Annotated in this window: 25 protein-coding genes and 1 tRNA gene; 14 read left to right on the forward strand and 12 right to left on the reverse strand. The window is 67.8% G+C overall.

Translation table 11 applies throughout. The features are described 5' to 3' along the window. Positions 1-5 precede the first annotated feature (5 nt). From H0B43_RS30525 to H0B43_RS30540, 4 genes are all read left to right on the forward strand, one after another. Entirely contained in the window at positions 6-524 is a 519-nt protein-coding gene (locus tag H0B43_RS30525) for a DinB family protein (protein WP_185724523.1), read from the forward strand. A gap of 110 nt (positions 525-634) precedes the next feature. Continuing rightward, positions 635-1762 (forward strand): NDMA-dependent alcohol dehydrogenase, encoded by a 1128-nt coding sequence (locus H0B43_RS30530; protein WP_185724522.1) that lies wholly within the window; start codon positions 635-637, stop codon positions 1760-1762. A 91-nt stretch (positions 1763-1853) separates the two neighbouring features. Continuing rightward, the gene (locus H0B43_RS30535; RefSeq protein ID WP_185724521.1) at positions 1854-2672 is read left to right on the forward strand and encodes a serine hydrolase; all 819 of its coding nucleotides are present in this window, start codon (positions 1854-1856) and stop codon (positions 2670-2672) included. Positions 2673-2797: 125 nt separating this feature from the next. After that, positions 2798-3307 (forward strand): DUF3145 domain-containing protein, encoded by a 510-nt coding sequence (locus H0B43_RS30540; protein WP_185724520.1) that lies wholly within the window; start codon positions 2798-2800, stop codon positions 3305-3307. 91 nt (positions 3308-3398) lie between these two features. On the opposite strand, the gene H0B43_RS30545 is transcribed toward H0B43_RS30540, so the two are convergent. The 6 genes from H0B43_RS30545 to aceE all read right to left on the reverse strand — a co-directional run bounded on the left by H0B43_RS30545 (position 3399) and on the right by aceE (position 11849). Then, positions 3399-4832, reverse strand: a complete 1434-nt coding sequence (locus H0B43_RS30545; RefSeq protein WP_185724519.1) for an acyl-CoA carboxylase subunit beta — start codon at positions 4830-4832, stop codon at positions 3399-3401. A 93-nt stretch (positions 4833-4925) separates the two neighbouring features. Then, a complete protein-coding gene (locus H0B43_RS30550) occupies positions 4926-6176 on the reverse strand; it encodes a KasA/KasB family beta-ketoacyl-ACP synthase (protein ID WP_072946664.1) in 1251 nt (416 codons plus the stop codon). A gap of 8 nt (positions 6177-6184) precedes the next feature. Then, complete coding sequence (gene acpM, locus H0B43_RS30555; RefSeq protein WP_005247839.1) at positions 6185-6496, reverse strand: meromycolate extension acyl carrier protein AcpM; 312 nt, start codon at positions 6494-6496, stop codon at positions 6185-6187. Between the two features lie 106 nt (positions 6497-6602). Further along, positions 6603-7520, reverse strand: coding sequence for an ACP S-malonyltransferase (locus tag H0B43_RS30560; RefSeq protein ID WP_185724518.1), 918 nt, complete (start codon positions 7518-7520; stop codon positions 6603-6605). A 127-nt stretch (positions 7521-7647) separates the two neighbouring features. After that, entirely contained in the window at positions 7648-8919 is a 1272-nt protein-coding gene (locus H0B43_RS30565; RefSeq protein ID WP_185724517.1) for a CdaR family transcriptional regulator, read from the reverse strand. A gap of 74 nt (positions 8920-8993) precedes the next feature. Beyond that, positions 8994-11849: a pyruvate dehydrogenase (acetyl-transferring), homodimeric type gene (gene aceE / locus H0B43_RS30570; protein ID WP_185724516.1), complete on the reverse strand. Its 2856-nt coding sequence runs from the start codon at positions 11847-11849 to the stop codon at positions 8994-8996. A gap of 224 nt (positions 11850-12073) precedes the next feature. Between aceE and H0B43_RS30575 the strand changes: the two genes are divergently transcribed. The 4 genes from H0B43_RS30575 to H0B43_RS30590 all read left to right on the forward strand — a co-directional run bounded on the left by H0B43_RS30575 (position 12074) and on the right by H0B43_RS30590 (position 13815). Then, a complete protein-coding gene (locus H0B43_RS30575) occupies positions 12074-12610 on the forward strand; it encodes a hypothetical protein (RefSeq protein ID WP_185724515.1) in 537 nt (178 codons plus the stop codon). Positions 12611-12778: 168 nt separating this feature from the next. Next, positions 12779-13204, forward strand: coding sequence for a DUF3052 domain-containing protein (locus H0B43_RS30580; protein ID WP_005247829.1), 426 nt, complete (start codon positions 12779-12781; stop codon positions 13202-13204). A gap of 42 nt (positions 13205-13246) precedes the next feature. Continuing rightward, positions 13247-13711 carry a peroxiredoxin gene (locus tag H0B43_RS30585; RefSeq protein WP_005247827.1) on the forward strand — a complete coding sequence of 155 codons (465 nt, stop codon included), beginning with the start codon at positions 13247-13249 and terminating at the stop codon, positions 13709-13711. A gap of 32 nt (positions 13712-13743) precedes the next feature. Beyond that, positions 13744-13815: transfer RNA gene (locus tag H0B43_RS30590), tRNA-Val, on the forward strand. A 52-nt stretch (positions 13816-13867) separates the two neighbouring features. Here the strand turns inward: H0B43_RS30590 and H0B43_RS30595 are convergent. Continuing rightward, positions 13868-14128 carry a hypothetical protein gene (locus tag H0B43_RS30595; protein WP_185724514.1) on the reverse strand — a complete coding sequence of 87 codons (261 nt, stop codon included), beginning with the start codon at positions 14126-14128 and terminating at the stop codon, positions 13868-13870. Positions 14129-14226: 98 nt separating this feature from the next. Here H0B43_RS30595 and H0B43_RS30600 point away from each other — a divergent pair, with 98 nt between their 5' ends. Further along, a complete protein-coding gene (locus H0B43_RS30600; RefSeq protein WP_185724513.1) occupies positions 14227-14415 on the forward strand; it encodes a hypothetical protein in 189 nt (62 codons plus the stop codon). A 4-nt stretch (positions 14416-14419) separates the two neighbouring features. On the opposite strand, the gene H0B43_RS30605 is transcribed toward H0B43_RS30600, so the two are convergent. Both H0B43_RS30605 and H0B43_RS30610 read right to left on the reverse strand, forming a co-directional pair. After that, on the reverse strand, positions 14420-14611 hold the full coding sequence (locus H0B43_RS30605; protein ID WP_185724512.1) for a hypothetical protein: 192 nt from the start codon (positions 14609-14611) through the stop codon (positions 14420-14422). Positions 14612-14841: 230 nt separating this feature from the next. Next, complete coding sequence (locus H0B43_RS30610; protein ID WP_185724511.1) at positions 14842-15204, reverse strand: DUF5655 domain-containing protein; 363 nt, start codon at positions 15202-15204, stop codon at positions 14842-14844. A gap of 49 nt (positions 15205-15253) precedes the next feature. Between H0B43_RS30610 and H0B43_RS30615 the strand changes: the two genes are divergently transcribed. After that, positions 15254-16237, forward strand: coding sequence for a cobalamin biosynthesis protein (locus tag H0B43_RS30615; protein WP_185724510.1), 984 nt, complete (start codon positions 15254-15256; stop codon positions 16235-16237). Here H0B43_RS30615 and H0B43_RS30620 read toward each other — a convergent pair. Genes H0B43_RS30620 through H0B43_RS30630 form a run of 3 tightly spaced genes read right to left on the reverse strand, consistent with a single transcriptional unit; the run spans position 16178 to position 18264 of the window. Then, positions 16178-17059 carry an SURF1 family protein gene (locus H0B43_RS30620; RefSeq protein WP_185724509.1) on the reverse strand — a complete coding sequence of 294 codons (882 nt, stop codon included), beginning with the start codon at positions 17057-17059 and terminating at the stop codon, positions 16178-16180. The two genes, H0B43_RS30615 and H0B43_RS30620, sit on opposite strands and share 60 nt — an antisense overlap. Positions 17060-17102: 43 nt before the next feature. Then, the gene (locus H0B43_RS30625; protein ID WP_185724508.1) at positions 17103-17576 is read right to left on the reverse strand and encodes a low molecular weight protein-tyrosine-phosphatase; all 474 of its coding nucleotides are present in this window, start codon (positions 17574-17576) and stop codon (positions 17103-17105) included. Then, positions 17563-18264, reverse strand: coding sequence for an HAD-IA family hydrolase (locus tag H0B43_RS30630; RefSeq protein ID WP_185724507.1), 702 nt, complete (start codon positions 18262-18264; stop codon positions 17563-17565). Before H0B43_RS30630 ends, H0B43_RS30625 begins: the two co-directional genes overlap by 14 nt. Before the next feature lie 29 nt (positions 18265-18293). Between H0B43_RS30630 and cobC the strand changes: the two genes are divergently transcribed. From cobC to H0B43_RS30650, 4 genes are all read left to right on the forward strand, one after another. After that, entirely contained in the window at positions 18294-19328 is a 1035-nt protein-coding gene (cobC, locus tag H0B43_RS30635; protein ID WP_397517438.1) for an Rv2231c family pyridoxal phosphate-dependent protein CobC, read from the forward strand. Continuing rightward, positions 19325-20464: a Nif3-like dinuclear metal center hexameric protein gene (locus H0B43_RS30640; protein WP_185724505.1), complete on the forward strand. Its 1140-nt coding sequence runs from the start codon at positions 19325-19327 to the stop codon at positions 20462-20464. The genes cobC and H0B43_RS30640 overlap by 4 nt, the downstream gene beginning before the upstream one ends. A gap of 99 nt (positions 20465-20563) precedes the next feature. Then, the gene (locus tag H0B43_RS30645) at positions 20564-21301 is read left to right on the forward strand and encodes a zinc ribbon domain-containing protein (protein WP_185724504.1); all 738 of its coding nucleotides are present in this window, start codon (positions 20564-20566) and stop codon (positions 21299-21301) included. Then, a complete protein-coding gene (locus H0B43_RS30650) occupies positions 21298-22398 on the forward strand; it encodes a bifunctional RNase H/acid phosphatase (protein WP_185724503.1) in 1101 nt (366 codons plus the stop codon). The genes H0B43_RS30645 and H0B43_RS30650 overlap by 4 nt, the downstream gene beginning before the upstream one ends. Positions 22399-22403 lie beyond the last annotated feature (5 nt).

Below are 22403 nucleotides of genomic sequence, written 5' to 3' on the forward strand. Positions count from 1 at the left end.
CCGTCATGGCGATTACTCCCGACACGAAGAACTGGACCTGGGTCCTCGACCGGGCCTGCCCCGACTGTGGGTTCGACGCGGCGGCAACCCGGTACGAGGACATTCCGGCTCTCGTCCGTGCGAACGCCGACGCCTGGTCGTCCGTGCTCGCCCGCCCCGACGTGAAGCTCCGGCCGGACGAGCGGACGTGGTCGGCGCTCGAGTACGCGGCGCACGTGCGCGACGTGTTCCGGATCTTCGACGTCCGGCTGCGGCTCATGCTGGACGAGACGGATCCACTGTTCCCGAATTGGGATCAGGACGAGACGGCCGAATCCGAGCGCTACAACGAGCAGGATCCGGACGTTGTGGGCGCCGAACTGCGTGAGGCCGGCGCGGCGGTGGCCGCCGACTTCGCGGCCGTTGCCCCGGAGCTCCGGGGACGGACGGGGCGCCGCAGTGACGGCGCGTCGTTCACCGTGGAGTCGTTGGCCGCGTACTTCGTCCACGATCCGATCCATCACCTTCACGACGTGTCGGGGTAACAGTTTCGGATTCCCGGATCCGATTCGGTAGAACGTGTTCCAATTCTGCGAGTTTGTGTCTATCGTCACATCAGCAGATGCGCAGACATGAATGAAGGGGTTGGAGTCACATGAAGACCAAGGGTGCGATCCTGTGGGGCCTGAACGAGCCGTGGTCCGTCGAGGAGATCGAGATCGGCGATCCGGTGGCGGGCGAGGTGCAGATCCGCATGGAAGCCGCCGGCATGTGCCACTCCGATCACCACATCGTCACCGGTTCGATGCCCATGGCGTCCTTCCCGGTGATGGGCGGCCACGAAGGGTCCGGAGTCATCACCAAACTGGGGCCGGAGGTGAAGGATCTCCAAGTCGGCGACCACGTGGTGCTCTCCTTCGTACCCGCCTGTGGACGCTGTCCGGCGTGCTCGGCGGGACACCAGAATCTGTGTGACCTCGGCATGGGGCTCCTGAGCGGGCTGGCGATCAGCGACGGCACGTTCCGCATCCACGCGCGCGGCGAGAACGTCATCCCGATGTGCCTGCTCGGCACGTTCTCGCCGTACATGGTCGTGCACGAGACGTCGGTAGTGAAGATCGACAAGGACATTCCGTTCGACGTCGCGGCCCTCGTCGGCTGCGGCGTGCCCACCGGCTGGGGTTCGGCGACGAGGATGGCGGAGGTGAAGCCGGGCGAATCCGTCGTCATCATGGGTGTCGGCGGCGTCGGTATGAGCGCGCTGCAGGGCGCGGTGGCATCCGGGGCCCGTCAGATCTTCGCCATCGACCCGGTGCCGTGGAAGCGGGAACAAGCGTTGAAGTTCGGGGCCACCCACGCGTTCGAGAGCGCCGCCGCCGCGATCGAACCGATCATCGCACTCACGAACGGGCTGATGGCGCAGAAGACGATCATCACCGTCGGGGAGATGCACGGCGAGTATGTCGAGGAAGCCCTGCTGCTCACCAGCAAATTCGGTACGTGCGTCGTCACGGCCATGGGCGCGATGACCGACATGGACGTCAAGCTGAACCTGTTCCTCTTCTCGATGCTGCAGAAGGACCTGAAGGGCACCATCTTCGGCGGCGGAAACGCCCGGGTCGAGATCCCGAACCTGCTGAACATGTACAAGTCGGGGCAGCTGAATCTCGACGACATGATCACCCGCACCTACACCCTGGAAGGGGTGAACGACGGATATCAGGACATGCTCGACGGCAAGAACATTCGCGGCGTCATCCGGTATACCGAAGCCGACTGGTGACGGCTCGCCGCTGTCGGTCTGTGCGGCTCGCCGCAGCCGGCCTGTGCGGCTCGCCGCAGCCGACCGCGGGCGGCTCTCGTAGTCTGACCCGGTGCAGAGTCTCGATCAGATAGCCCGATGGCCCGTGGACAACGCTGCGGCGGTGGTCCTGTCGCGAGACGAAGGGGTGATCGGCGAGTACGGCGACCAGCAGCGCGTCTTCCCCCTGGCCTCGGTGACCAAATTGCTCTGCGCGTACGCAGTCCTGGTGGCCACCGAGGAGGGGGCCGTCGAACTCGACCAGTCCGCGGGCCCGGAGGGCTCGACGGTGCGTCATCTCCTGGCGCACGCGTCGGGCCTCGCCTTCGACGCGAACCGGGTGCAGACGACGCCGGGGCGCAAGCGGATCTACTCGAGCGCCGGCTACGAGGTGCTCGCCGACTTCCTCACTGCGGAGACGTCGATCGACTTCGCCGAATACGTCGCGGAATCCGTCTTCGCTCCGCTGTCGATGACCGCGTCCGCTCTGGTCGGGCCCGCCGGCCACGGAGCGCAGGCGTCGGCGGGAGATCTCGGCCGCTTCGCGACCGAATTGTTCCGCCCCGCGCTCATTTCGCCTCAGACGTTCGCAGATGCCACTTCGGTGCAATTCCCCGGGCTGGACGGAATTCTGCCCGGATACGGCTCACAACGTCCCAACGACTGGGGTCTGGGATTCGAGATCCGGTCGGACAAGAGCCCGCACTGGACGGGTACGGGCAACTCGCCGCAGACGTTCGGCCACTTCGGGCAGTCCGGCACGTTCCTCTGGGTCGATCCGGCCGCGGGGCTGGCGTGCGTCGCGTTGACGGACCGAGATTTCGGCGACTGGGCCAAGCCCGTGTGGACCGAGCTGAGCGACGGTATCCTCTCGGAACGCGAAAGGCGATGACACACCGATTGCTCGAATCACTGGCGCAACACAGGCATCACAGGGCACACTGGTCAACCGAGCGTGCTGCACACACCGACTGAGGCCGTTGGGGAAGACGTCCCTCGTCGAAGCAGGAGGCTCGAGTGCGCGCATTGAATCAGTTCGCGGACGCGACGGCTGGTGTGGTCTACATCCACTCGTCGCCCGCCGCGTTGTGCCCCCATATCGAATGGGCGCTGACCGCGACCCTCGACTGCCGAGCGAACCTGAAATGGACCTCGCAGCCGGCCTCCAACGGCGTCCTGCGCGCGACCACCAGCTGGGTGGGTCCCGTCGGCACGGCTTCGCGATTGGTCAATGCGCTCCGCGCGTGGCCGATGCTGCGATTCGAGGTCACCGAGGACCCCAGTGAGGGCGTGGACGGCGAGCGGTACAGCCACGTGCCCGGCATGGGTCTGTGGCACGGATCCACCAGTGCCAACGGCGATGTCGTCGTGGGGGAGATGCGCTTGCGGGCACTGATGCAAGCGGGAGGCGACTTCGCCGCCGAACTGGACTACGCGCTCGGTACCGCCTGGGACGAGGCTCTCGAGCCGTTCCGCAGCGGCGGCGAAGGTGCAGAGGTCACCTGGCTGCGCCGCGACGTCGGCTGACCCACGTCACGTCCCCCCGCACACGCGGTCCACGCACACGAAAAGGCCCCCACCGCTTGCGGTGGGGGCCTTCTCTCGAACTGAGCTCAGATCACAGCGGGATGTTCTTGTGATCGCCTCGGCTGGCCGGGGCGGCGGCGAGAGCGGCGGTCACGACACTGCGCGTCTTGGCGGGATCGATCTCCTCGTCGACCACACCGATCGCGACGGCCCGGTCGACGCCGCCGGCGATGCTTTCGTGCTCGACGGCCAGACGCTCGTGCAGCGCCTCACGCTCTTCTTCCGGCGCCGCGGCGAGAGCACGCTTGTGCAGGATTCCGACGGCGGCCTTGGCACCCATGACGGCAACCTCGGCGTCGGGCCAGGCGTAGACGGCGGTGGCGCCGAGCGCGCGGGAATTCATGGCGATGTAGGCGCCGCCGTAGATCTTGCGGGTCACGACCGTCACGCGGGGAACGGTGGCCTCGGCGAACGCGTGGAGGAGCTTGGCCCCGCGGCGCACGACGCCCTCCCATTCCATGCTCACACCGGGCAGGTATCCGGGCACGTCCACGACCACGACGAGCGGGATGCCGAAGGCGTTGCACAGCCGGACGAAACGAGCCGACTTCTCTGCGCTTTCCGAGTTGAGGCAACCACCGAGGCGAAGGGGGTTGTTGGCGATGACACCGACGGTGCGGCCACCGAGACGTCCGAGCCCGGTGACGATGCTGCGGGCGTAATTGCCCTGCAACTCCTCGAAACTCGACTCACCCTCGACGTTGTCGAGCAGCTCGTGAACGATGGGACGGACGTCGTAGGCGCGCTTCGCCGACTCCGGCATGAGGGCGCGGAGATCGGTGTCGCCGTGCGCGGCCGCGGCCTGATCGAACTCGCCCTGTTCGCAGAACATCGACACCAGGCGGCGGGCCCGGTGCAGGGCGTCGCCCTCGTCGTGGGCGGCGATGTGCGCCACACCCGACTTCTTGGTGTGCGTGTCGGGGCCGCCGAGGGAGACCATGTCGACCTGTTCCCCGGTGACGCTGCGGACCACGTCGGGTCCGGTGACGAAGACACGGGCCTCCGGCGCCATGATGACGACGTCGGTGAGGGCGGGACCGTATGCCGCGCCGCCGGCGGCGAATCCGAGGACGACGGAAATCTGGGGGACGCGGCCGGACGCGCGGACCATGGCCTCGAAGACCAGGCCCACGGCGTGCAGGGCCTCGACGCCCTCGGCGAGACGGGCGCCGCCCGAGTGCCAGAGACCCACGATCGGGGCATCTTCCTCGAGGGCGGTGTCGATCGCGGTCACGATGTGCTTGCAGCCTTCGACGCCCATCGCACCGCCCATGACGGTGGCATCGGAGCAGTAGGCAATGGTGCGGACACCGTCGATGTTGCCGGACGCGGCCAGCACACCGGACTTGTCACGCGGGTGGAGCGGGACGACCGTCCCGCCGTCGAACAGCTTCTCCAGGCGCGCAAGGGGATCACGCGGATCGACCGACGCATCGGACTTCGTCGCGGGTGCCAAGATTGTCATCGCGTCCTCCTCTGTAGCGGCCCGGGGGGCTGTCGATGGGTGGAGACCCCTTCGACGAAGGGGTCTCCACCCGCGATCTGGCTGGACCGGCTGTCAGGCCCGGCCGAAGGCGAGCGCGACGTTGTGCCCACCGAAACCAAACGAGTTGTTGATCGCGAAATCGATCTCGCCGTAACGGGCTTCACCCTTGACGACATCCAGGTCGATTTCTGGATCCTGATTCTCGAGATTCAGCGTGGGCGGAATGACTCCGTCACGCAGACTCAGGACCGTGAGCACCGCCTCGAGCGCACCGACGGCGCCGATCGAATGCCCCAACGCGGACTTCGGTGCGTACACCGCAGCGTGGTTGCCGACGGCAGCCTTGATGGCGTTCGCCTCTGCCGTGTCACCGATCGGCGTGGCAGTGGCGTGCGCGTTGATGTGCTGGATGTCCTTCTTCGTCAATCCAGCAGTCTCGATCGCCCTCGTCATGGCCCGCGCAGCACCCGAACCCGAAGGATCGGGAGCGACGATGTGGAACCCGTCGGAGGTGATCCCGGCGCCCAGCAGTCGGGCGTGGATGGTGGCACCGCGAGCCTTGGCGTGCTCCTCGGTTTCGAGGACCATCATCGCTCCGGCCTCACCGAACACGAAGCCGTCACGATCCTTGTCGAACGGCCGCGAGGCCGCCTTCGGATCGTCGTTGCGGGTGCTCAGTGCGCGCATCATCGCGAAACTCGCGATCGGCACGGCGTCGAGGTAACCCTCCACACCACCGGCGACGATGATGTCGGCGTCGCCCATCACCAGCATGCGGTACGCATGGGCGATGGCCTCCGAACCCGAAGAGCAGGCCGACACGGGAGTGATCACTCCGGCGCGGGCGCCCAGTTCGAGTCCGACGGTGGCCGACGGGCCGTTGGGCATCACCATCTGGACGGCGAACGGCGACACCTTGCGGTATCCACCGGCCTTCATCTTCTCGACGGCGTCGATCAGAGCTTCGCCGCCGCCGAGTCCGGTGCCGATCACGACGCCGAGGCGATCCTTGTCGACCTCCGGGCTACCGGCGTTCTCCCAGACCTGACGGCCCAGGACGAGCGCCAGCCGCTCGACGAAACTCATCCGGCGGATCTCGACCCGGGACAGCGACTCGTCGGGTGACACCTTCAGCTTGCCGCCGATCGTCACCGGCAGGTCGTTCTCCGTGACGAAGGCTTCCTGGATGGTGTCGATGCCGCTCTCGCCGGCCAACAGGCCTTTCCACGTGGCATCCACGTCACCAGCGATCGACGTCGTAGCCGCGAGGCTGGTGACGACGATGTTGGGGAACTGTCTCCCGTTGGTCGAGGCGGAAGTCACGGTTGAGCTCACTCCTCGTCGTTCTTGGCAGCTTCGAGCTTGGCCTTCACGGCCTCCGCGTCGGCGCCACCTTCTGCTTCGAGCTTCTGGATGTAGGACACGGCGTCACCGACGGTGCGCAGTCCGGCGAGATCCTCGTCGGGGATCTTCACGCCGTACTTGTCCTCGGTCTGGACGGCGATCTCAACCATGGAGAGGGAGTCGATGTCGAGGTCGTCGACGAAAGACTTTTCGATGGTCACCTCGGACGGCTCAATACCGGTGACCTCCTCGATGATCTCCGCGAGTCCGGCGATGATGTCTTCCTGGGTGGCGGCCACTGAGTGGCTCCCTTCTGATTCGGTGTAGATGTATCTGGAGTTGTGCAGGCACGTCCCCATCGGCCGCGCCTGCGGGCCCTACGCGCACCGAGGTGCGCGCAGCAAACTAGCCGAGTTCTGTCAGTTCGGCCAGCGCGGAGATGTCCCCCGGGGTCTTGAGTGCCAGAGTCGGCGTGCCGCGCATTTCACGCTTGGCGATACCGACCAGGGTTCCGGCTGGTGGGAGCTCCGCGATCGCGGAGACCTGAGCGGTCCGCAGGCTTGCGGTACACAGGTCCCAACGCACAGGTCGGGTTACCTGCGCGGCCAGCTTAGTCAGTGCGTCGGCTCCGGATGCGACCGGTGCGCCGTCGGCGTTGGAGAGCAGTGTGCGGGTGGGTTCACCCGGTGTGATCTTCGACGCAGCCTCGGTGACGGCCTCCTGGGCGGGTGCCATGAACCGGGTGTGGAACGCGCCGGCGACAGGTAGGGCGCGGACGCGCGCCTTCTCGGGCGGGTTGGCCGCGAGTTCCTCGAGCGCGGACAGCAGACCAGCCGCGACGATCTGCCCGGCGGCGTTGCGGTTGGCGGGTTCGAGCCCCAGTTCGTCGAGGCGGGCGAGCACCTCGGCCTCGTCGCCCCCGAGGACGGCGGACATGCCGGTCGGCTCGAGTGCGCACGCCTTGGCCATCTCGGCGCCGCGGAGCGCGGCGAGGGCGACGGCGTCGTCGGCGGACAGAACCCCTGCGACAACCGCGGCGGCGAGTTCACCGACCGAGTGTCCGGCCGCGATGGTGTCCGCGGGAACGAGGCCGCGTGCGTCGAGCTCCTCGAAGGCGAGGAGCGCGGCGGCCACGACGAGTGGCTGGGTCACCGACGTGTCGGTGATCTCCTCCGCGGTCGCGGTGGTACCGAGGCGGACCAGATCGAGGCCGGCAGCCTTCGACCAGAGTTCGACGCGGTCATGAGAACCCGGCAGCTCCAACCAAGGGATGAGCATGCCGGGAGTCTGAGAGCCCTGACCCGGGGCGAGCAACGAAATCACTCTTCAAGAGAACACCGTCAACCGCGTACCGCGAGATGTCGTTGCGGATGAACCTTCGTCAGCGGATTTGTTGGGTTCCCACAAAATTGCACGTGGAGTGCTCGCATCGAATTTGGACAGGCGTTCGTTACAGCCCTGCTTCTCCGAATGGGAAGGGTGTGACTGGTGTTAAACGTGTGATGGGTTCGTTATGGGAATGTGTCAATCGGCCCACCGTCGCGGCCACTCTCAGCACGTACGCATCCCGCGGATTCGTCGGATCGCGCCCGGTGACTTCCGCGATTCTCTTGAGTCGATACCGCACAGTATTTGGATGAACAAACAGCTGCCGTGCACAAGTCTCAACCGCACCTCCACAGTCGAGATACGCGTCCAAAGTGTCGGTGAGAACACCTCCGGCGGCCGCCAGCGGTGCGACCAGATGGTCGTTGAGAGCGGTGACTGCGGCGTTGTCACCGAGCAGTGCGCGTTCGGGTAACAACTCGGCGGCGTGGACCGGTCGAGGGGCCCCGCGCCAGCCGGCGACCGCCTGCATCGCGGCGAGCGCCTCGACCGCACTGAGGTGCGCCGCGCCGAGCGTCGGAGTGGTCGGCCCGATGATCACCGGCTCGTCGGAGAACTTGCCGAGCAGATCGGTCATGAAGCTCGAGTGCCCGGAACCCTCCTGGAGCTCGCCGCTGACCACCATCACAAGCCGCGAACCCTGCACGACGGCGAGAGCGGCCCGACCGTGCTTCTGCGCGATGGTGTGGACCGTGCCGACGACGGAGACCCGTTCGTCCTCGGGCGGTGTGCCGACGATGACGGTGGCGGGAGCGGTCGCGTCCCAGTTGAGGGTGGCCGCCCGCGACAGCATGTCGGAACCGGTGTCGCCGCGGACCACGGCATCGACCACGAGGGCCTCGAGCCGGGTGTCCCAGGCGCCACGGGACTCCGCCGCACTCGCGTACACGGAAGCGGCCGCGAAGCCGAGTTCGCGGCCGTAACGCAACACGGCCTCGGTGAGGGCGACCAGCTGCTGGTCGTTACGGGCGAGAGCAGGGAGCCACTGCTCGAAGAACTCCATCGCCACGCGCACCATGTCGACCGTCTGGCTGAGGGTGAGCCTGCGCGCGAGATCCTGCGGAATAACCTGGAACGCGTCCAGGCTGAACCGGATGTCGCTGTCCGGATTCTTGAGCCATTCGAGGAAGTTGACGACCGCCGTCTGGACCAGCAACTGCACGTTGGACCGTTGGGCGGCGTCCAGGTCGTCGAAGAACGGCAGCTGATCCTGCATCGTCGTGACGGCCTCGGTCGAGAGGCGGCCGGAGAACTGTTTGACCCGCCGCAACAGTGCGTCGGGCAACGGATCCCGGGTTTGTCGTCTGCGGGAGACCAGCGGACTCTGCTCGACCATAGACAAGAACCTACGCCCACCGCCGCCCGTGTAGTCCGATGGACACACGGGCGGCGGTGGGTGAGGAACTCGGGTTATGCGCTTCCGGTGTCCGTATAGGACACGGCGGCGGCGCGGACGTCGTCGATGCGGTACCGGTTGGCGGCGTCGACGGCCTTGGAGCGGTCGAGGGTGCCTTCGCCGGCGAGGGCGGACAGGACGGCGACGACGATGGATTCGGCGTCGACGTTGAAGTACCGGCGGGCGGCGGGGCGGGTGTCGGAGAATCCGAACCCGTCGGTGCCGAGGGTGGTGTACGAGCCGGGCACCCACTGCCGGATCTGGTCGGCGACCGCGCGCATCCAGTCCGAGGCGGCGACGAACGGTCCGGCCGCATCCGACAACGCCTGGGTGACGTAGGGCAGCGGGGCGTCGGTGCCCGGGTCGCGCAGTGCCTGGCGTTCGGATTCGATGCCGTCGCGGCGCAGCTCACCCCAGGAGGTCACCGACCACACGTCGGCGGCCACCCCCCACTCGGTGGCGAGCAGTTCCTGCGCCCGCAGCCCCTCGGGCATGGTGACACCGGAGACCAGAATCTGCGCCTTCGGTCCCGAGGTGGTTGCCTTCTTGAACAGGTACAGGCCCTTGAGCAGGCCCTCGACGTTCAGGTTCTCCGGCTCGGCGGGTTGGGAGTAGGGCTCGTTGTAGAGGGTGATGTAGTAGAAGATGTCCTCCCCACCGAACCCGTCCACCCCGTCGGTGCCGCCGTACATCCGGCGCAACCCGTCCTTGACGATGTGCGCGATCTCGTAGGAGAACGCCGGATCGTAGGCCACGGCCGCCGGGTTCGTCGACGCCAGCAGCAGCGAGTGCCCGTCGGCGTGCTGCAACCCTTCGCCGGTGAGGGTGGTGCGGCCGGCCGTCGCGCCGAGGACGAACCCGCGGGCCATCTGGTCGGCCGCCGCCCACAGGCCGTCGCCGGTGCGCTGGAACCCGAACATCGAGTAGAAGATGTACAGCGGGATCATCGGCTCCCCGTGGGTGGCATACGAGGTGCCGACCGCGGTGAACGAGGCGGTCGAGCCGGCCTCGTTGATGCCCTCGTGCAGGATCTGCCCGATCTCCGATTCCTTGTACGCCAGCATCAGCTCCGCATCCACCGCGGTGTACAGCTGCCCGTTGCGGTTGTAGATCTTCAGCGACGGGAACCAGGAGTCCATCCCGAAGGTGCGGGCCTCGTCCGGGATGATCGGCACGATCCGCTTCCCGATCTCCTTGTCCCGCAACAGCTCCTTCATGATCCGCACCAACGCCATCGTCGTGGCGACCTGCTGCTTACCGGAACCCTTGCGGACCACGTCGTAGGTCGAATCCGCCGGCTGCGGCAACGGCTTCGGGGCGGTCCGCCGCTCGGGCAGGAACCCACCGAGCGCCTTGCGCCGGTCCAGCATGTACCGGATCTCCGGGGCATCGGGGCCGGGATGGTAGTACGGCGGCATCTTCGGGTCCCGCTCCAACTCTTCGTCGGAGATCGGGATCCGCTGCAGATCCCGGAAATTCTTCAGATCGTCCAGGGTCAGCTTCTTCATCTGGTGGGTGGCGTTGCGGCCCTCGAAATGCTTACCCAACGTGTAACCCTTGATGGTGTGCGCCAGGATGACCGTCGGCTGCCCCTTGTGCGCCATCGCCGCCGCGTACGCCGCATAAATCTTGCGGTAGTCATGCCCGCCGCGTTTGAGGTTCCAGATGTCCCGATCGGACAGGTTCGCCACCAACTCCTTCGTCCGCGGATCGCGCCCGAAGAAATGCTCCCGCACATACCCGCCGTCGTTGGCCTTGTACGTCTGGTAGTCCCCGTCCGGGGTGACGTTCATCAGATTGACCAGGGCACCGTCCCGGTCCGCGTGCAACAACGCGTCCCACTCGCGGCCCCAGACCACCTTGATCACGTTCCAGCCGGCGCCGCGGAAGAACGACTCCAACTCCTGGATGATCTTCCCGTTGCCGCGGACCGGGCCGTCGAGGCGCTGCAGGTTGCAGTTCACCACGAATGTCAGATTGTCCAGGCCCTCGGTGGCGGCGACGTGCGCCAGACCCCGCGACTCCGGCTCGTCCATCTCCCCGTCCCCCAAGAACGCCCACACGTGCTGATCGGCGGTGTCCTTGATGCCCCGATCGTGCAGGTAGTGGTTGAAGCGGGCCTGATAGATCGCGTTCATCGGGCCCAGACCCATCGACACGGTCGGGAACTCCCAGAAATCCGGCAGCAGCCGCGGGTGCGGGTACGACGGCAACCCACCACCCTGATCGGCGTGCGAGTGTTCCTGCCGGAACCCGTCCATCCGCTCCGCCGGGATCCGCCCCTCCAAAAACGCGCGCGCATAAATGCCCGGGGAGGCGTGGCCCTGGATGAAGATCTGATCCCCACCACCGGGGTGATCCTTGCCGCGGAAGAAGTGGTTGAACCCGACCTCGTACAACGCCGCCGACGACGCGTACGTCGAGATGTGCCCGCCGACCCCGACACCCGGCCGCTGCGCCCGGGTCACCATCACCGCCGCGTTCCACCGGATGAACGCCCGATACCGGCGCTCGACCTCCTCATCCCCCGGGAACCACGGCTCGTTCTCCGTCGGGATGGTGTTCACATAATCGGTGGACGTCAACGCCGGCAACGCGACGTGCTTCTCCCCGGCCCGCTCGAGCATCCGCAACATCAGATACCGGGCACGAGTAGGACCGGACCGGTCCAACAAACCATCGAACGATTCCAACCACTCCGTGGTCTCATCCGGATCGATATCCGGCAGATACGACGCAACACCCTCACGGATGACGCGAACGCGGCCGTCGGAACCCGGGGTCGCACTGGGGCTGGAAGGTTGGGCCGCTCCGGCGCCGGGTGCGGCGGAATCCGGTTGAGACGCGGGTCCCTGGATCAGGTCTGACAACGTTGCTCCTCATTGTGGTGGGACGCGCGGTGTGGCGTCCTCTCCATGCGATCGCGGCCTTGTTAGGCCCGACCCATCTCCTTTATGAATATGGCGCAACCCTTATCTTTCCCCATTGCGGCGCAGTCGGCACACTCAGTTCGGGTTACTCTCCGGTAGCGTTTGCGCAGATCCGGGGCCGAATGTTGAACTTATCGATGTCGTCCAAAACATGGGGGAGACGAATGCGCACGTCGTCGCGCCGCGGGGGTCTGATGTGTGCCGCCGCCGCGGCGATCGTCGGTGCCGGCCTCATCGCCGGATGTGCCAGCGCGATCGAGGGGACCGCGCAGCAGAACGATGCCCAGGCTGCCGAATACGCGGCGGAGGCGACGTCCTCTTCGGTGGCGGCGTCGTCCTCACAGAAGGCCGCAGCCGAGCGGGAGGAACTTGTGACGCAATGCACGATGTTCGTGACCCGCGCGGGCGACACCATCGAGACCTACAACGCGTTCATCGACGCAGCCAACGCCGACGCCGCGGACACCGGCGCCAAGGCGAGCGCCGCGGCGGTGGCTCTCCGGGCGGCTGCCGACGGGGCGAATGCCTCCATCCCGTCGCTTCCCCCTGAATTGACCGGACTGCTCACCGACTACGCGAACAACTACCGCGATCTCGCAGCCGCCGTCGACAGCGGGCAACGCGGAGACAATCTGAACACCCTCGCAAGCCGCGGAGACGAGATCAGCGACTCGATTCGGGCAGCCTGCCCCACATCCTGACTCCCGCACCGTAGGCTCGGTCGATGACCGCGCAACACTACTTTCTGACAAAAATTCGCGCGGTCGGCTTGCGCGAAAGCGTCCGAGCATGTTCGCTTTCACCTAATTGATCTTCATCCGGCCGGTGTTCGGGTACCCGAGCACCGTCAACAAAAGGAGGACCCCACCGTGGTCGCCGCGGCGGACGCCCAAAACTACGCTCAGAAACTCGGGATCACTGCCGACATGGCGGTACAGGAACTGGGCTGGGACGAGGACACCGACGACGACCTGCGTGCCGCGGTCGAGGACACCATCGGTGGAGAACTACTGGACGAGGATTCCGACGAGGTCATCGACGTCGTGCTGCTGTGGTGGCGCGACGAAGACGGAGATCTGGTCGACGCCCTCATGGATGCCATCGGCCCACTGGCCGACGAGGGATTCGTGTGGGTCCTCACGCCCAAGACCGGTCAGCCCGGTCACGTGGAGCCCAGCGAGATCGCCGAGTCCGCACCCACAGCCGGTCTCACCCAGACGTCGGCGGCAAACCTCGGGGACTGGTCGGGAAGCCGTCTGGTTCAGCCGAAGTCGCGTCCCGCGAACAAGCGCTGAACTGTCACACCTTTCCGTCACACTCACCGAAGGAATACCGCCATGCCGCTCGAGGTGGGCACCACCGCCCCCGATTTCACCCTCAAGGACCAGAACAACCAGGAGGTGACGCTTTCCGACTACCGCGGAAAGAAGAACGTTCTGCTCGTGTTCTACCCCCTCGCGTTCACCGGAACGTGCCAGGGTGAGCTCTGCAAGGTTCGCGACGAACTGCCGAAGTTCGAGAACGACGAGACCGCGATCCTCGCCCTCTCCGTCGGTGCGTCGCCGACCCACAAGATCTGGTCCGCCGAGCAGGGATACACCTTCCCGCTACTCGCGGACTTCTGGCCGCACGGCGCCGTCGCGCAGCAGTACGGCGTCTTCAACGAGAAGCTGGGCTTCGCGAACCGCGGCACCTTCGTCATCGACAAGGAAGGTGTCATCCGGTTCGCCGAGATGAACGGACCCGGAGAGGCCCGTGACCAGGGAGCTTGGGAGAAAGCGCTCGCCACGCTAGAGTCCTGATGCGCATCCGGCGAGTTTCTCGCCGGATGTTCGGGCGTGTAGCTCAGTGGTAGAGCTCTGGTTTTACACACCAGCGGTCGGGGGTTCGAAACCCTCCGCGCCCACCGTCAGGCAGAGCCCCGATGTGCGTTTCTCGCACGTCGGGGCTTTCTCGTGTCATTCCTCGGTGAGTTCCCTCAGTTGCTCGGCGGCGGTGATGTTTCCACCGTCGGCGAGGCGGCGGAGTTCGCCCAGGTCGCCGAGTTCGGTGGCCACTTCGATGAGTTGGTCGGCCGCATCGGAGCTCCCGTTCTCGGCGAGGCCGCGCAACTCGTCCATGTCGCCGCGCTCGCCGGCAAGTTCGATCAGGATGTCGATCGCTGTCTGGTCACCGTTCGCGGCGCGCTCGCGAAGGACGGACAGATCGGGTTCGGCCATGCAGTACATCCTCTTCTCGAACCACCGTGCTGTGACGGGTTTCGCGGAGTTCACCTGTTCATCGCCCGGAGCTTCCCCGGCAGTGGCATATTCCTGACATGCCCAGGTACAAGGTGACGCTGCGCAACGGCACGTCGAGCGACAAGACGTTCGAATCGGACTTCCAGGCAGTCAACGAGACGCACCGGCCCACCGAGCCCGGGGCGGGCATCGTGCAGATCGACCGCTACGCAGAGAACGGGGGAGTCGAGGCCGTCTGGTCTGCTCCCGCCAAGACCCGGTCGTAGCTGGTCAGGCCGGACTTCCGCGCGCCGTGGAGCCGCGGCGATGGATCTCGGCCTCGAACTCCGCGATCCGGACGGTGACGCTGCGTACCGTCCCGCTGCCGTAGTCGTTCGCTATCGATTCCCCGAGCAGTGCCCGGTGCTCGCTCAGCAGGGCGAGCAGTTGGTCGTCGCCCAGCTTCGTCACGTCGCCGCTCACTCTTCGATCGTCGCAGCCGCCGCCGGCGATTCCAACGCCTCGTACGAAAAATTTCCGGACGCGCAGAACCCCGCCGGGCCACGTGGGTGTGTTGAGTCAGCACCGAAGATGTGAGCGGGGCGGGGCCGTGCGCCGCCTCTGAATGGGGGGAACGAGGCGGCATTTACCATGGTAGGCGCCCGAAAGGCCGCTTGGCGAGATACTGGGCAGAGTTTCCGAAATCCGACTCGCTATCGTGCGCGCGTGCCCGGGCCCACGGTCTCGTATGCCTCGGTGAGAAGGTCCGACAGGGTGCCGTCGAGTTGATCGTCGGACGTGATTGTCAGCCGGTGAGTGATCACCGTCTTGGTGGTGGGAAAAGCCTCCCGCAGTTGCGGGTGGTGGATGCGCCGACGGAGGTCGAGCGCGATCTCGAGGCGCGACGAATAGATGAACGCGGCGGCGAAGACGCGGGCACGGGCCCACGCGATCTCGGTCCGGTGGACCCGCTCGTCCACCTCCCCGCACGCCAGCACGAGGTCGCGGAACTGCAGTAGGCGCTCGGTGGCGTCCGGGTCCTTGCCTGCCAGGTATTCGTCGATCGAGGCACTCATGGGACGCTCCTTTACATCGACTGCAACGTTAGTTGATACAAATAGCGACGTGCATCGAACCTCCCGTCCCGGCACCGCCCGTGCGGCCGGCCTGCTCCTCGGCTTCGTCGCCGACCGTGTGTTCGCCGACCCGGCCCGGTGGCATCCGGTGTCCGGATTCGGCCGCACGGCAATGGCATTGGAGAAGCTCACGTACCGCGATTCCCGGTGGTCGGGGGTCCTGCACGTCGCGGTCCTCGTGGGCGGCGCGGCGGGTGCCGGAGCCGCCGCCGCGCGGGTGGCACGGCGCGGGGGATGGGGCGGGGAGGCAGCCGGGACGGCCGTCGCGACCTGGGCCGTGCTCGGCGGAACGTCGCTGAGCCGGACCGGGACGGCCATGGCCGCGCATCTCACAGCGGACGACCTCGCCGCGGCACGCGCCCTGCTGCCGTCCCTGTGCGGTCGCGATCCCAGCGTGCTCGGCGCCGACGGGCTCACACGGGCGACGCTGGAGTCGGTGGCCGAGAACACGTCCGACTCGGCTGTCGGGGCCGTCGTGTGGGGCGCGGTCGCCGGAATCCCTGGACTGTTCGTCTACCGGGCCTCCAACACCCTCGACGCGATGGTCGGCTACCGCTCGCCGAAATACCGCAATTTCGGCTGGGCGGCGGCGCGGTGGGACGACGTTCTCAACCTGCTACCGGCCCGGCTGACCGGAGCACTGTCCGTGCTCGCCGCGCCGACGGTCGGGGGGTCGCCGCGGGGGGCGTGGGAGGCGTGGCGGCGCGATGCGTCCGCGCACCCCAGCCCCAACGCCGGTGTCGCGGAGGCCAGCGCGGCCGGCGCCCTCGGGATCTCGCTCGGTGGGCGCACCGAGTACGCGCACGGCGTCGAGATGCGACCGTCTCTCGGGACCGGCCCCTCACCGCAACCCGTCGACCTCGAACGCGCGGTGCGGCTGTCCGTCGCCGTGCAGGGCGGCGCGGCTCTGGTGTCAGCGGCCCTTGCCGTAGCGGTCGGCGAGTTTCACTTCCGCCGCCGTTCTGGGCGCTGATTCCACCGGCTTGCTGCGAGCGAACGGCTTCTTCCGGGCCGCGGGTGCGGGGGCCGGCGTGGAGTCCCCGGGGGATTTCGCGGACTTCTCCTTGCGGCGTTCCTGCCACTCCGCCCGGACGAAGTAGGCGAGCCCGAGCGGTGCCATGATGCCGAACGCCAGCCACTGCAGGCCATACGACAGGTACGGGCCCGCGTCGAGCTGGGGGAGCGGAATGGTGCCGAGGCCACCGGGCTGATCGGGTTCGAGCTGCACGTAGGCGTCGACGAGGGCGGTGCCGATGAAGCCGCCGATCTGCCCCGCATCGATGTAGTAGACCTGCCGGAGCCCGTTCTCGTCGATCGGCTCCTTGCCGGGGATGGTGCCCTCGGACTTGCGGACGCGACCGTCGAGCGTCACCTGCCCGGTCGGCGGCGGATCCACCGGCGGCGGCTCGGTTCCCTGAATCGGCCGGACGTAGCCGCGGTTGACCAGGATCGTGCGACCGTCGGTCAGCTGCAGCGGGGTCAGGACCTCGTACGCGGGCTGCGAGTCAATGGACCGCAGGCGGACCAGCAGATCGCTGTTCTGGACGTAGGAGCCGGTCGCGGTGACGCGCCGCCACTCGTCGTCCGGATTCGGGGCCGCGCCCGACAGCAGGTTCTCGAGCGGCACGGGGTCGGCGTCGACCGAGTCGGCAATCAGTTGGTTACGGTGCTCCGTTGACGTGTTCTTGCCCAGCTGCCACGGCGCGAGCACGTAGAAACACATGAATGCGAATCCGGCGACCACCAAGGCCAACACCAACCAGCCGGGTCGCAACAAAAATCTCAGCCTTCGCACGCCTCCACGGTAGCCGCTCGCAGGTGGCGGGCCTGATCGTGGGTTACCGGCTGCGCACCCAGTCGAGCAGCCCCGGCACCGCGGCCTCGATCTGGAGGCGGACCCGCTCGAAGTCCTCGTGGTCCCCGTAGAACGGGTCGGGGACGGACGACGTGTCCGCATCCGGGTCGAAACTGCGCAACAGCCGGCGGCGCTCGTCCGGCACACCCATGTGGGCAAGCTCACGGTCATGGTTCGCGGCGAGGGCGACCACCAGATCCGCGCCCAGATGGAACGGCCCGACCTCGGCGGCCGTGTGGCCCGTCGGGTATCCGTTCAGTTTCAGGGTCTCGTTGGTGCGGATGTCCGCCTCGCGCCCGACGTGCCAGCCGTGGGTCCCGGCGCTGCTCACCACGACCCGGTCGTCGAGGGCTTCCCGGCGCAGATGCTCGGCGAAGATCTTCTCTGCCATCGGCGAGCGGCAGATGTTTCCGGTGCACACGAACGTCACGTGCAGCGGGGTGTCAGGCCGCGTCATCGAGCATCTTCCCGAGGTCGGCGACGGTCCCCGCCGTGGCGTGCGCGCGCTCCGCCTCCGCGGGGAACCCGTAACCCCACTCGACGAACACCGCGGGAATGCCCCAGTGCGCGGCGCCGAGGACGTCGTGGTCCCGGTCGCCGACCATCAGGACGTCGGGGGTGGCGCCCTCGGTGGCGGTGACCCCCAGGTTCCGGAGGGAGTGGGCGATCACGTCCGACTTGGCGCGGCGACTGCCGTCGTCGCTGGCGCCGCCGATGAACTCGAAGTAATGGGCCAGTTCGAAGTGCTCGAGGATGCGGATCGCGAACCGCTCGGACTTCGACGTGGCGACACCGAGCCTTCGGCCGCTGTCCCGGGCGGCGACGAGCACCTTCTCGATGCCGTCGAAGACGGCGTTCTCCGCCCACCCGACGCTGTCGTAACGCTCGAAGTAGGCCGCGACAGCCTGCTGCACGAGGTCCTCGTCCAGCCCCATCGAGCGGAACGTGTCGATCATCGGCGGGCCGATGACGGCGTCGATCATCTCGTCGGTCGGTTCCGGCTGCCCGATCGTCGCGAGCGCATGGCGGAACCCGGCGTGAATGCCGGGCGCGGAGTCGGTGAGGGTGCCGTCGAGGTCGAACAGCACGATCGGAGCCGAGAGGGCGGAAGGGGCGGAGGACGCGGAGGTGGAGAGAGATGTCACCGGACCATTGTCCCTTAGGCTCGACAGCTGTGGACATTCGTGCCGGTAGCCGGGAGAGCCTGCGTCACCACGGGGACGTGGACGCGGGGCCCGGACTCCTCGATTTCGCCGTCAACGTGCAGGGCGACGGACCACCGGACTGGCTGCGACTCCGCCTCGCCGGCGCGTTGCCGCACCTGGGCTCCTACCCGACGGTCGCGGCCGATCGCGCGGCCCGGACCGCGGTGGCGTCCCGGCACGGCCGCACACCCGGCGAGGTGCTGCTCCTCGCCGGGGGAGCGGAGGGTTTCTCCCTGCTTCCGCGGCTCGGGGTCCGGGAAGCGGCACTGATCCATCCGTCGTTCACCGAGCCCGAGTGGTCGTTGCGGGAGGCGCAGGTGCCCGTCACACAGGTGCTGCTCGACGACCCGTATGTCCTCGACGCCGCCGCGGTCCCCGAGTCCGCCGATCTGGTGGTGATCGGCAACCCGACCAACCCGACGTCGGTGCTGCACCCCGCCGAGGCGATCCTGCGGTTGCGCCGCCCAGGCCGCATCCTCGTGGTCGACGAGGCGTTCGCGGACGCGGTGCCGGACGAGGACGAGTCACTGGCTGGTGATTCGCTGCCCGATGTGCTCGTGCTCCGCAGCCTCACCAAGACGTGGGCGCTGGCGGGACTGCGCTGCGGGTACGCGCTCGGGTCCCCCGAGATCCTCGAACGCCTGCAGGTGGGGCGGGCGCACTGGCCGCTTGGCAGCCTGCAGGTGGAAGCGATCGCCGCGTGCAGCGAACCGCACGCCGTCGCCGCCGCCCGCGAGCACGCCGTGGTGCTGGGTGGGTGGCGAGACGACATGATCCGGCGGCTGACCGGGATCGGCGTCGCCGTGCACCGACCCGCCGTCGCGCCGTTCCTCCTGCTTCGCCTTCCGGACGGAGAGCTGATGCGGAAGCACCTGCGTGAGCGGGGCATCGCCGTGCGGCGCTGCGACACGTTCCCCGGACTCGCACCGGACTTCCTCCGCGTCGCGGTGCGCCCGCCGGAGCAGACCGATGTGCTGATCGGCGCAATGAAGGAGATCTTGTGAATCCGGTTCGTCTCGCCGAGGTGATCGCGGCCCTGGATGCGGCCTACCCGCCGGCTCTCGCGGAAGCGTGGGACTCCGTCGGCCTCGTGTGCGGCGACCCCGGCGACGTGGTGTCGACGGTGATGGTCGCGGTCGATCCCACCGCCGCCGTCGTCGACGAGGCGATCGGCGCCGGCGCCGACCTTCTCCTCGTCCACCACCCGCTGCTGCTCCGCGGCGTCGACACCGTCGGCGCACACACCCCGAAGGGTGCGCTCGTCCACAAGCTGATCAAGGCCGGTTGCGCCCTGTTCACCGCGCACACCAACGCCGACTCCGCGGACCCGGGCGTCTCCGACGCACTGGCGGAAGCGCTCGGTCTCACCGTCACCGGGCCGATCGAGGCGCAACCCACCGAGGACCTGGACAAGTGGGTGGTTCTTGTCCCCGCCGGCGACGCCGACACGGTGCGCCGCGCCCTGTTCGACGCCGGCGCCGGACAGATCGGCAACTACCGCGACTGCAGCTGGTCCGTCACCGGGCACGGCCAGTTCCTGCCGATCGACGGCGCGAACCCCACACTCGGCGCGGTCGGGGCGCTCGAACGTGTCGAGGAGAGCCGGGTCGAGGTGATCGCCCCGCGCCGCATCCGGCAGCGGGTCCTCGCCGCGATGCGCGCCGCACACCCGTACGAGGAGGTCGCGTTCGATGTCTTCGAGACGGCCACCTTCCCCGGTCCCCGCGGACTCGGACGCGTCGGCGAGCTACCCGAACCGCTGTCGCTGCGCGACTTCACCGACCGGGTCGCGGACGCGCTGCCCGCCACGACCTGGGGTGTGCGGGCTGCAGGCGACCCCGACGCCACGATCCGCACCGTCGCCGTGTGCGGCGGCTCCGGCGACTCGTTCCTCGACGTCGTGTCCCGGCTCGGCGTGGACGCCTACGTGACCGCCGACCTGCGGCACCACCCCGCGGACGAGCACCTGCGCGCCGGGGGTCCGGCGCTGATCGACGTCGCACACTGGGCGAGCGAACAGCCGTGGTGTGCACAGGCGAAGGGGGTGCTGGACACCGCTTTCGCGCAGACCCCCGAATGGCAGGTGTCGGTGTCGGCCGTGCGGACCGATCCGTGGTCGGTCAGCGCGTCGTCGTCGTAGCGCCGTCCGGCCGAAACGCATGATTCGCCGGGGTACGGTTGACACTCAGTTATCGGCCGCTGAAGAAACCTTCACAGAAGACAGCAGGAGTTACCACGCGTGAACGTCGAACCACAGGTGCAGTCCAAGCTTCTCGACCTCGCCGGCGTCGATGCGGAGCTGTCGAGGATCGCCCACCGACGCACCGCGCTTCCGGAGCGTCAGGAAGTCGAGCGGCTCGAGGCGGAGCGCGTCACACGTAAGGACGCGGCCGTGGCGGTGGAGATCATCCTCGACGACCTCGACCGCGACATCCGCAAGCTCGAAGGCGAGGTCGACGCGGTACGTCAGCGCGAGGACCGCGACCGCAAGCTGCTGGAGAGCGGAACGGTCGGGTCGAAGCAACTCACCGAACTCGAACACGAACTCGGCAGCCTCGTGCGCCGCCAGGGACTGCTCGAGGACGAATTGCTCGAGGTGATGGAACGGCGCGAGGCGTCGCAGTCCGACCACGACCACGCCGGTGCGCAGCTGTCGCAGATCGAGGAAGACCTCATCGACGCCTCCCGCCGCCGCGACGACGCCGTCGCCGATCTGGACGCCGCCGAGCAGCGCTGCATCCGGGACCGGGCCGCACTCGCCGACCAGTTCCCGGCCGACCTGATTGCCGTCTACGAGAAGCAGCGCACCCAGAACGGGGTCGGCGCTGCACTGCTGCAGGCGCGGCGCTGCGGAGCGTGCCGCATCGAACTGGACCGCGGCGAGATCTCCCGCATCACCGGAACCGCACCCGACGTCGTCGTGCGGTGCTCCGAGTGCGGCGCGATCCTGGTGCGCACCAAGGAGTCGGGTCTGTGAGTCGCGTCGTCGTCGAGGCCGACGGTGGCTCGCGCGGCAACCCCGGACCCGCGGGCTACGGCGCCGTGGTGTTCGACGCGACCCGAGGGACCGTCCTCGCCGAGCGCAAGGAAAGCCTCGGGATCGCCACGAACAACGTCGCCGAGTACCGGGGACTGATCGCCGGTCTCGAGGCGGCCGCGGAACTCGGCGCGTCCGAGGCGGATGTGCGGATGGATTCCAAACTGGTCGTCGAGCAGATGTCCGGGCGCTGGAAGGTCAAGCACCCGGACATGATTCCGCTGCACCGGCAGGCGTCCGGGCTCGCCCGGCAGTTCGACCGCGTCACGTACACCTGGATCCCGCGAGCGGAGAACTCGCACGCCGACCGCCTGGCCAACGAGGCCATGGACGGTGCCGCCGGCACGTCCGACGCAGAACCGGAACCGGCCGCCGTCCGGTCGGACGAGACCACCCCGGCGGCGCCGGGCTGGATGGACACGACGGGCGCCCCGACCCGGATGCTGCTCCTCCGGCACGGGCAGACCCCGCTGTCCGTCGACCGGCGGTACTCGGGTCGCGGGAACCCGGCGCTCACCGAGATCGGGCTGGCGCAGGCGAACGGCGCAGCCCGCCGCATCGCCGATACGAACGGAGTCGCCGCCGTCGTGTCCTCGCCGCTCGGCCGCGCCCAGCAGACCGCGGCGGCTGCCGCGAAGCTGCTCGGACTCCCCGTCACCGTGCACGAGGGCCTCACCGAAACCGACTTCGGCGAATGGGAGGGTCTCACGTTCCGGGAAGCTGCCGAGCGCGACCCCGAATTGCACCGCAAATGGTTGTCGGATACCTCGGTGTGCCCGCCGTCGGGGGAGAGCTTCGATGAGGTGCGCGAGCGGATCCTGAAGGTCCGCGACGACCTCACCGCGACGTACGGTGGTTCCACCGTTCTGGTGGTCACGCACGTGACCCCTATCAAGACGCTGTTGCAGCTGGCGCTCGACGCGGGCCCGTCGCTGCTCTACCGGCTGCACCTGGATCTGGCGTCGCTGAGTATCGCCGAGTTCTATCCCGACGGCGGCTCGTCCGTCCGCCTGGTCAACGACACCTCCCACCTGTGAGTACT

Origin of the sequence: Rhodococcus sp. 4CII (genome assembly GCF_014256275.1) — a bacterium.
In the GTDB taxonomy this organism is placed as follows: Bacteria; Actinomycetota; Actinomycetes; order Mycobacteriales; family Mycobacteriaceae; genus Rhodococcus_F; species Rhodococcus_F wratislaviensis_A.

Bases quoted from the DNA above. Each gene is read 5' to 3' on its own strand.
- H0B43_RS30530 (WP_185724522.1), top strand. From the start codon at position 635: ATGAAGACCAAGGGTGCGATCCTGTGGGGCCTGAACGAGCCGTGGTCC.
- H0B43_RS30575 (WP_185724515.1), top strand. From the start codon at position 12,074: ATGCGCACGTCGTCGCGCCGCGGGGGTCTGATGTGTGCCGCCGCCGCG.
- H0B43_RS30585 (WP_005247827.1), top strand. From the start codon at position 13,247: ATGCCGCTCGAGGTGGGCACCACCGCCCCCGATTTCACCCTCAAGGAC.
- H0B43_RS30525 (WP_185724523.1), top strand. From the start codon at position 6: ATGGCGATTACTCCCGACACGAAGAACTGGACCTGGGTCCTCGACCGG.
- H0B43_RS30610 (WP_185724511.1), bottom strand. From the start codon at position 15,204: ATGAGTGCCTCGATCGACGAATACCTGGCAGGCAAGGACCCGGACGCC.
- H0B43_RS30565 (WP_185724517.1), bottom strand. From the start codon at position 8,919: ATGGTCGAGCAGAGTCCGCTGGTCTCCCGCAGACGACAAACCCGGGAT.
- H0B43_RS30545 (WP_185724519.1), bottom strand. From the start codon at position 4,832: ATGACAATCTTGGCACCCGCGACGAAGTCCGATGCGTCGGTCGATCCG.
- H0B43_RS30625 (WP_185724508.1), bottom strand. From the start codon at position 17,576: ATGACGCGGCCTGACACCCCGCTGCACGTGACGTTCGTGTGCACCGGA.
- H0B43_RS30600 (WP_185724513.1), top strand. From the start codon at position 14,227: ATGCCCAGGTACAAGGTGACGCTGCGCAACGGCACGTCGAGCGACAAG.
- H0B43_RS30595 (WP_185724514.1), bottom strand. From the start codon at position 14,128: ATGGCCGAACCCGATCTGTCCGTCCTTCGCGAGCGCGCCGCGAACGGT.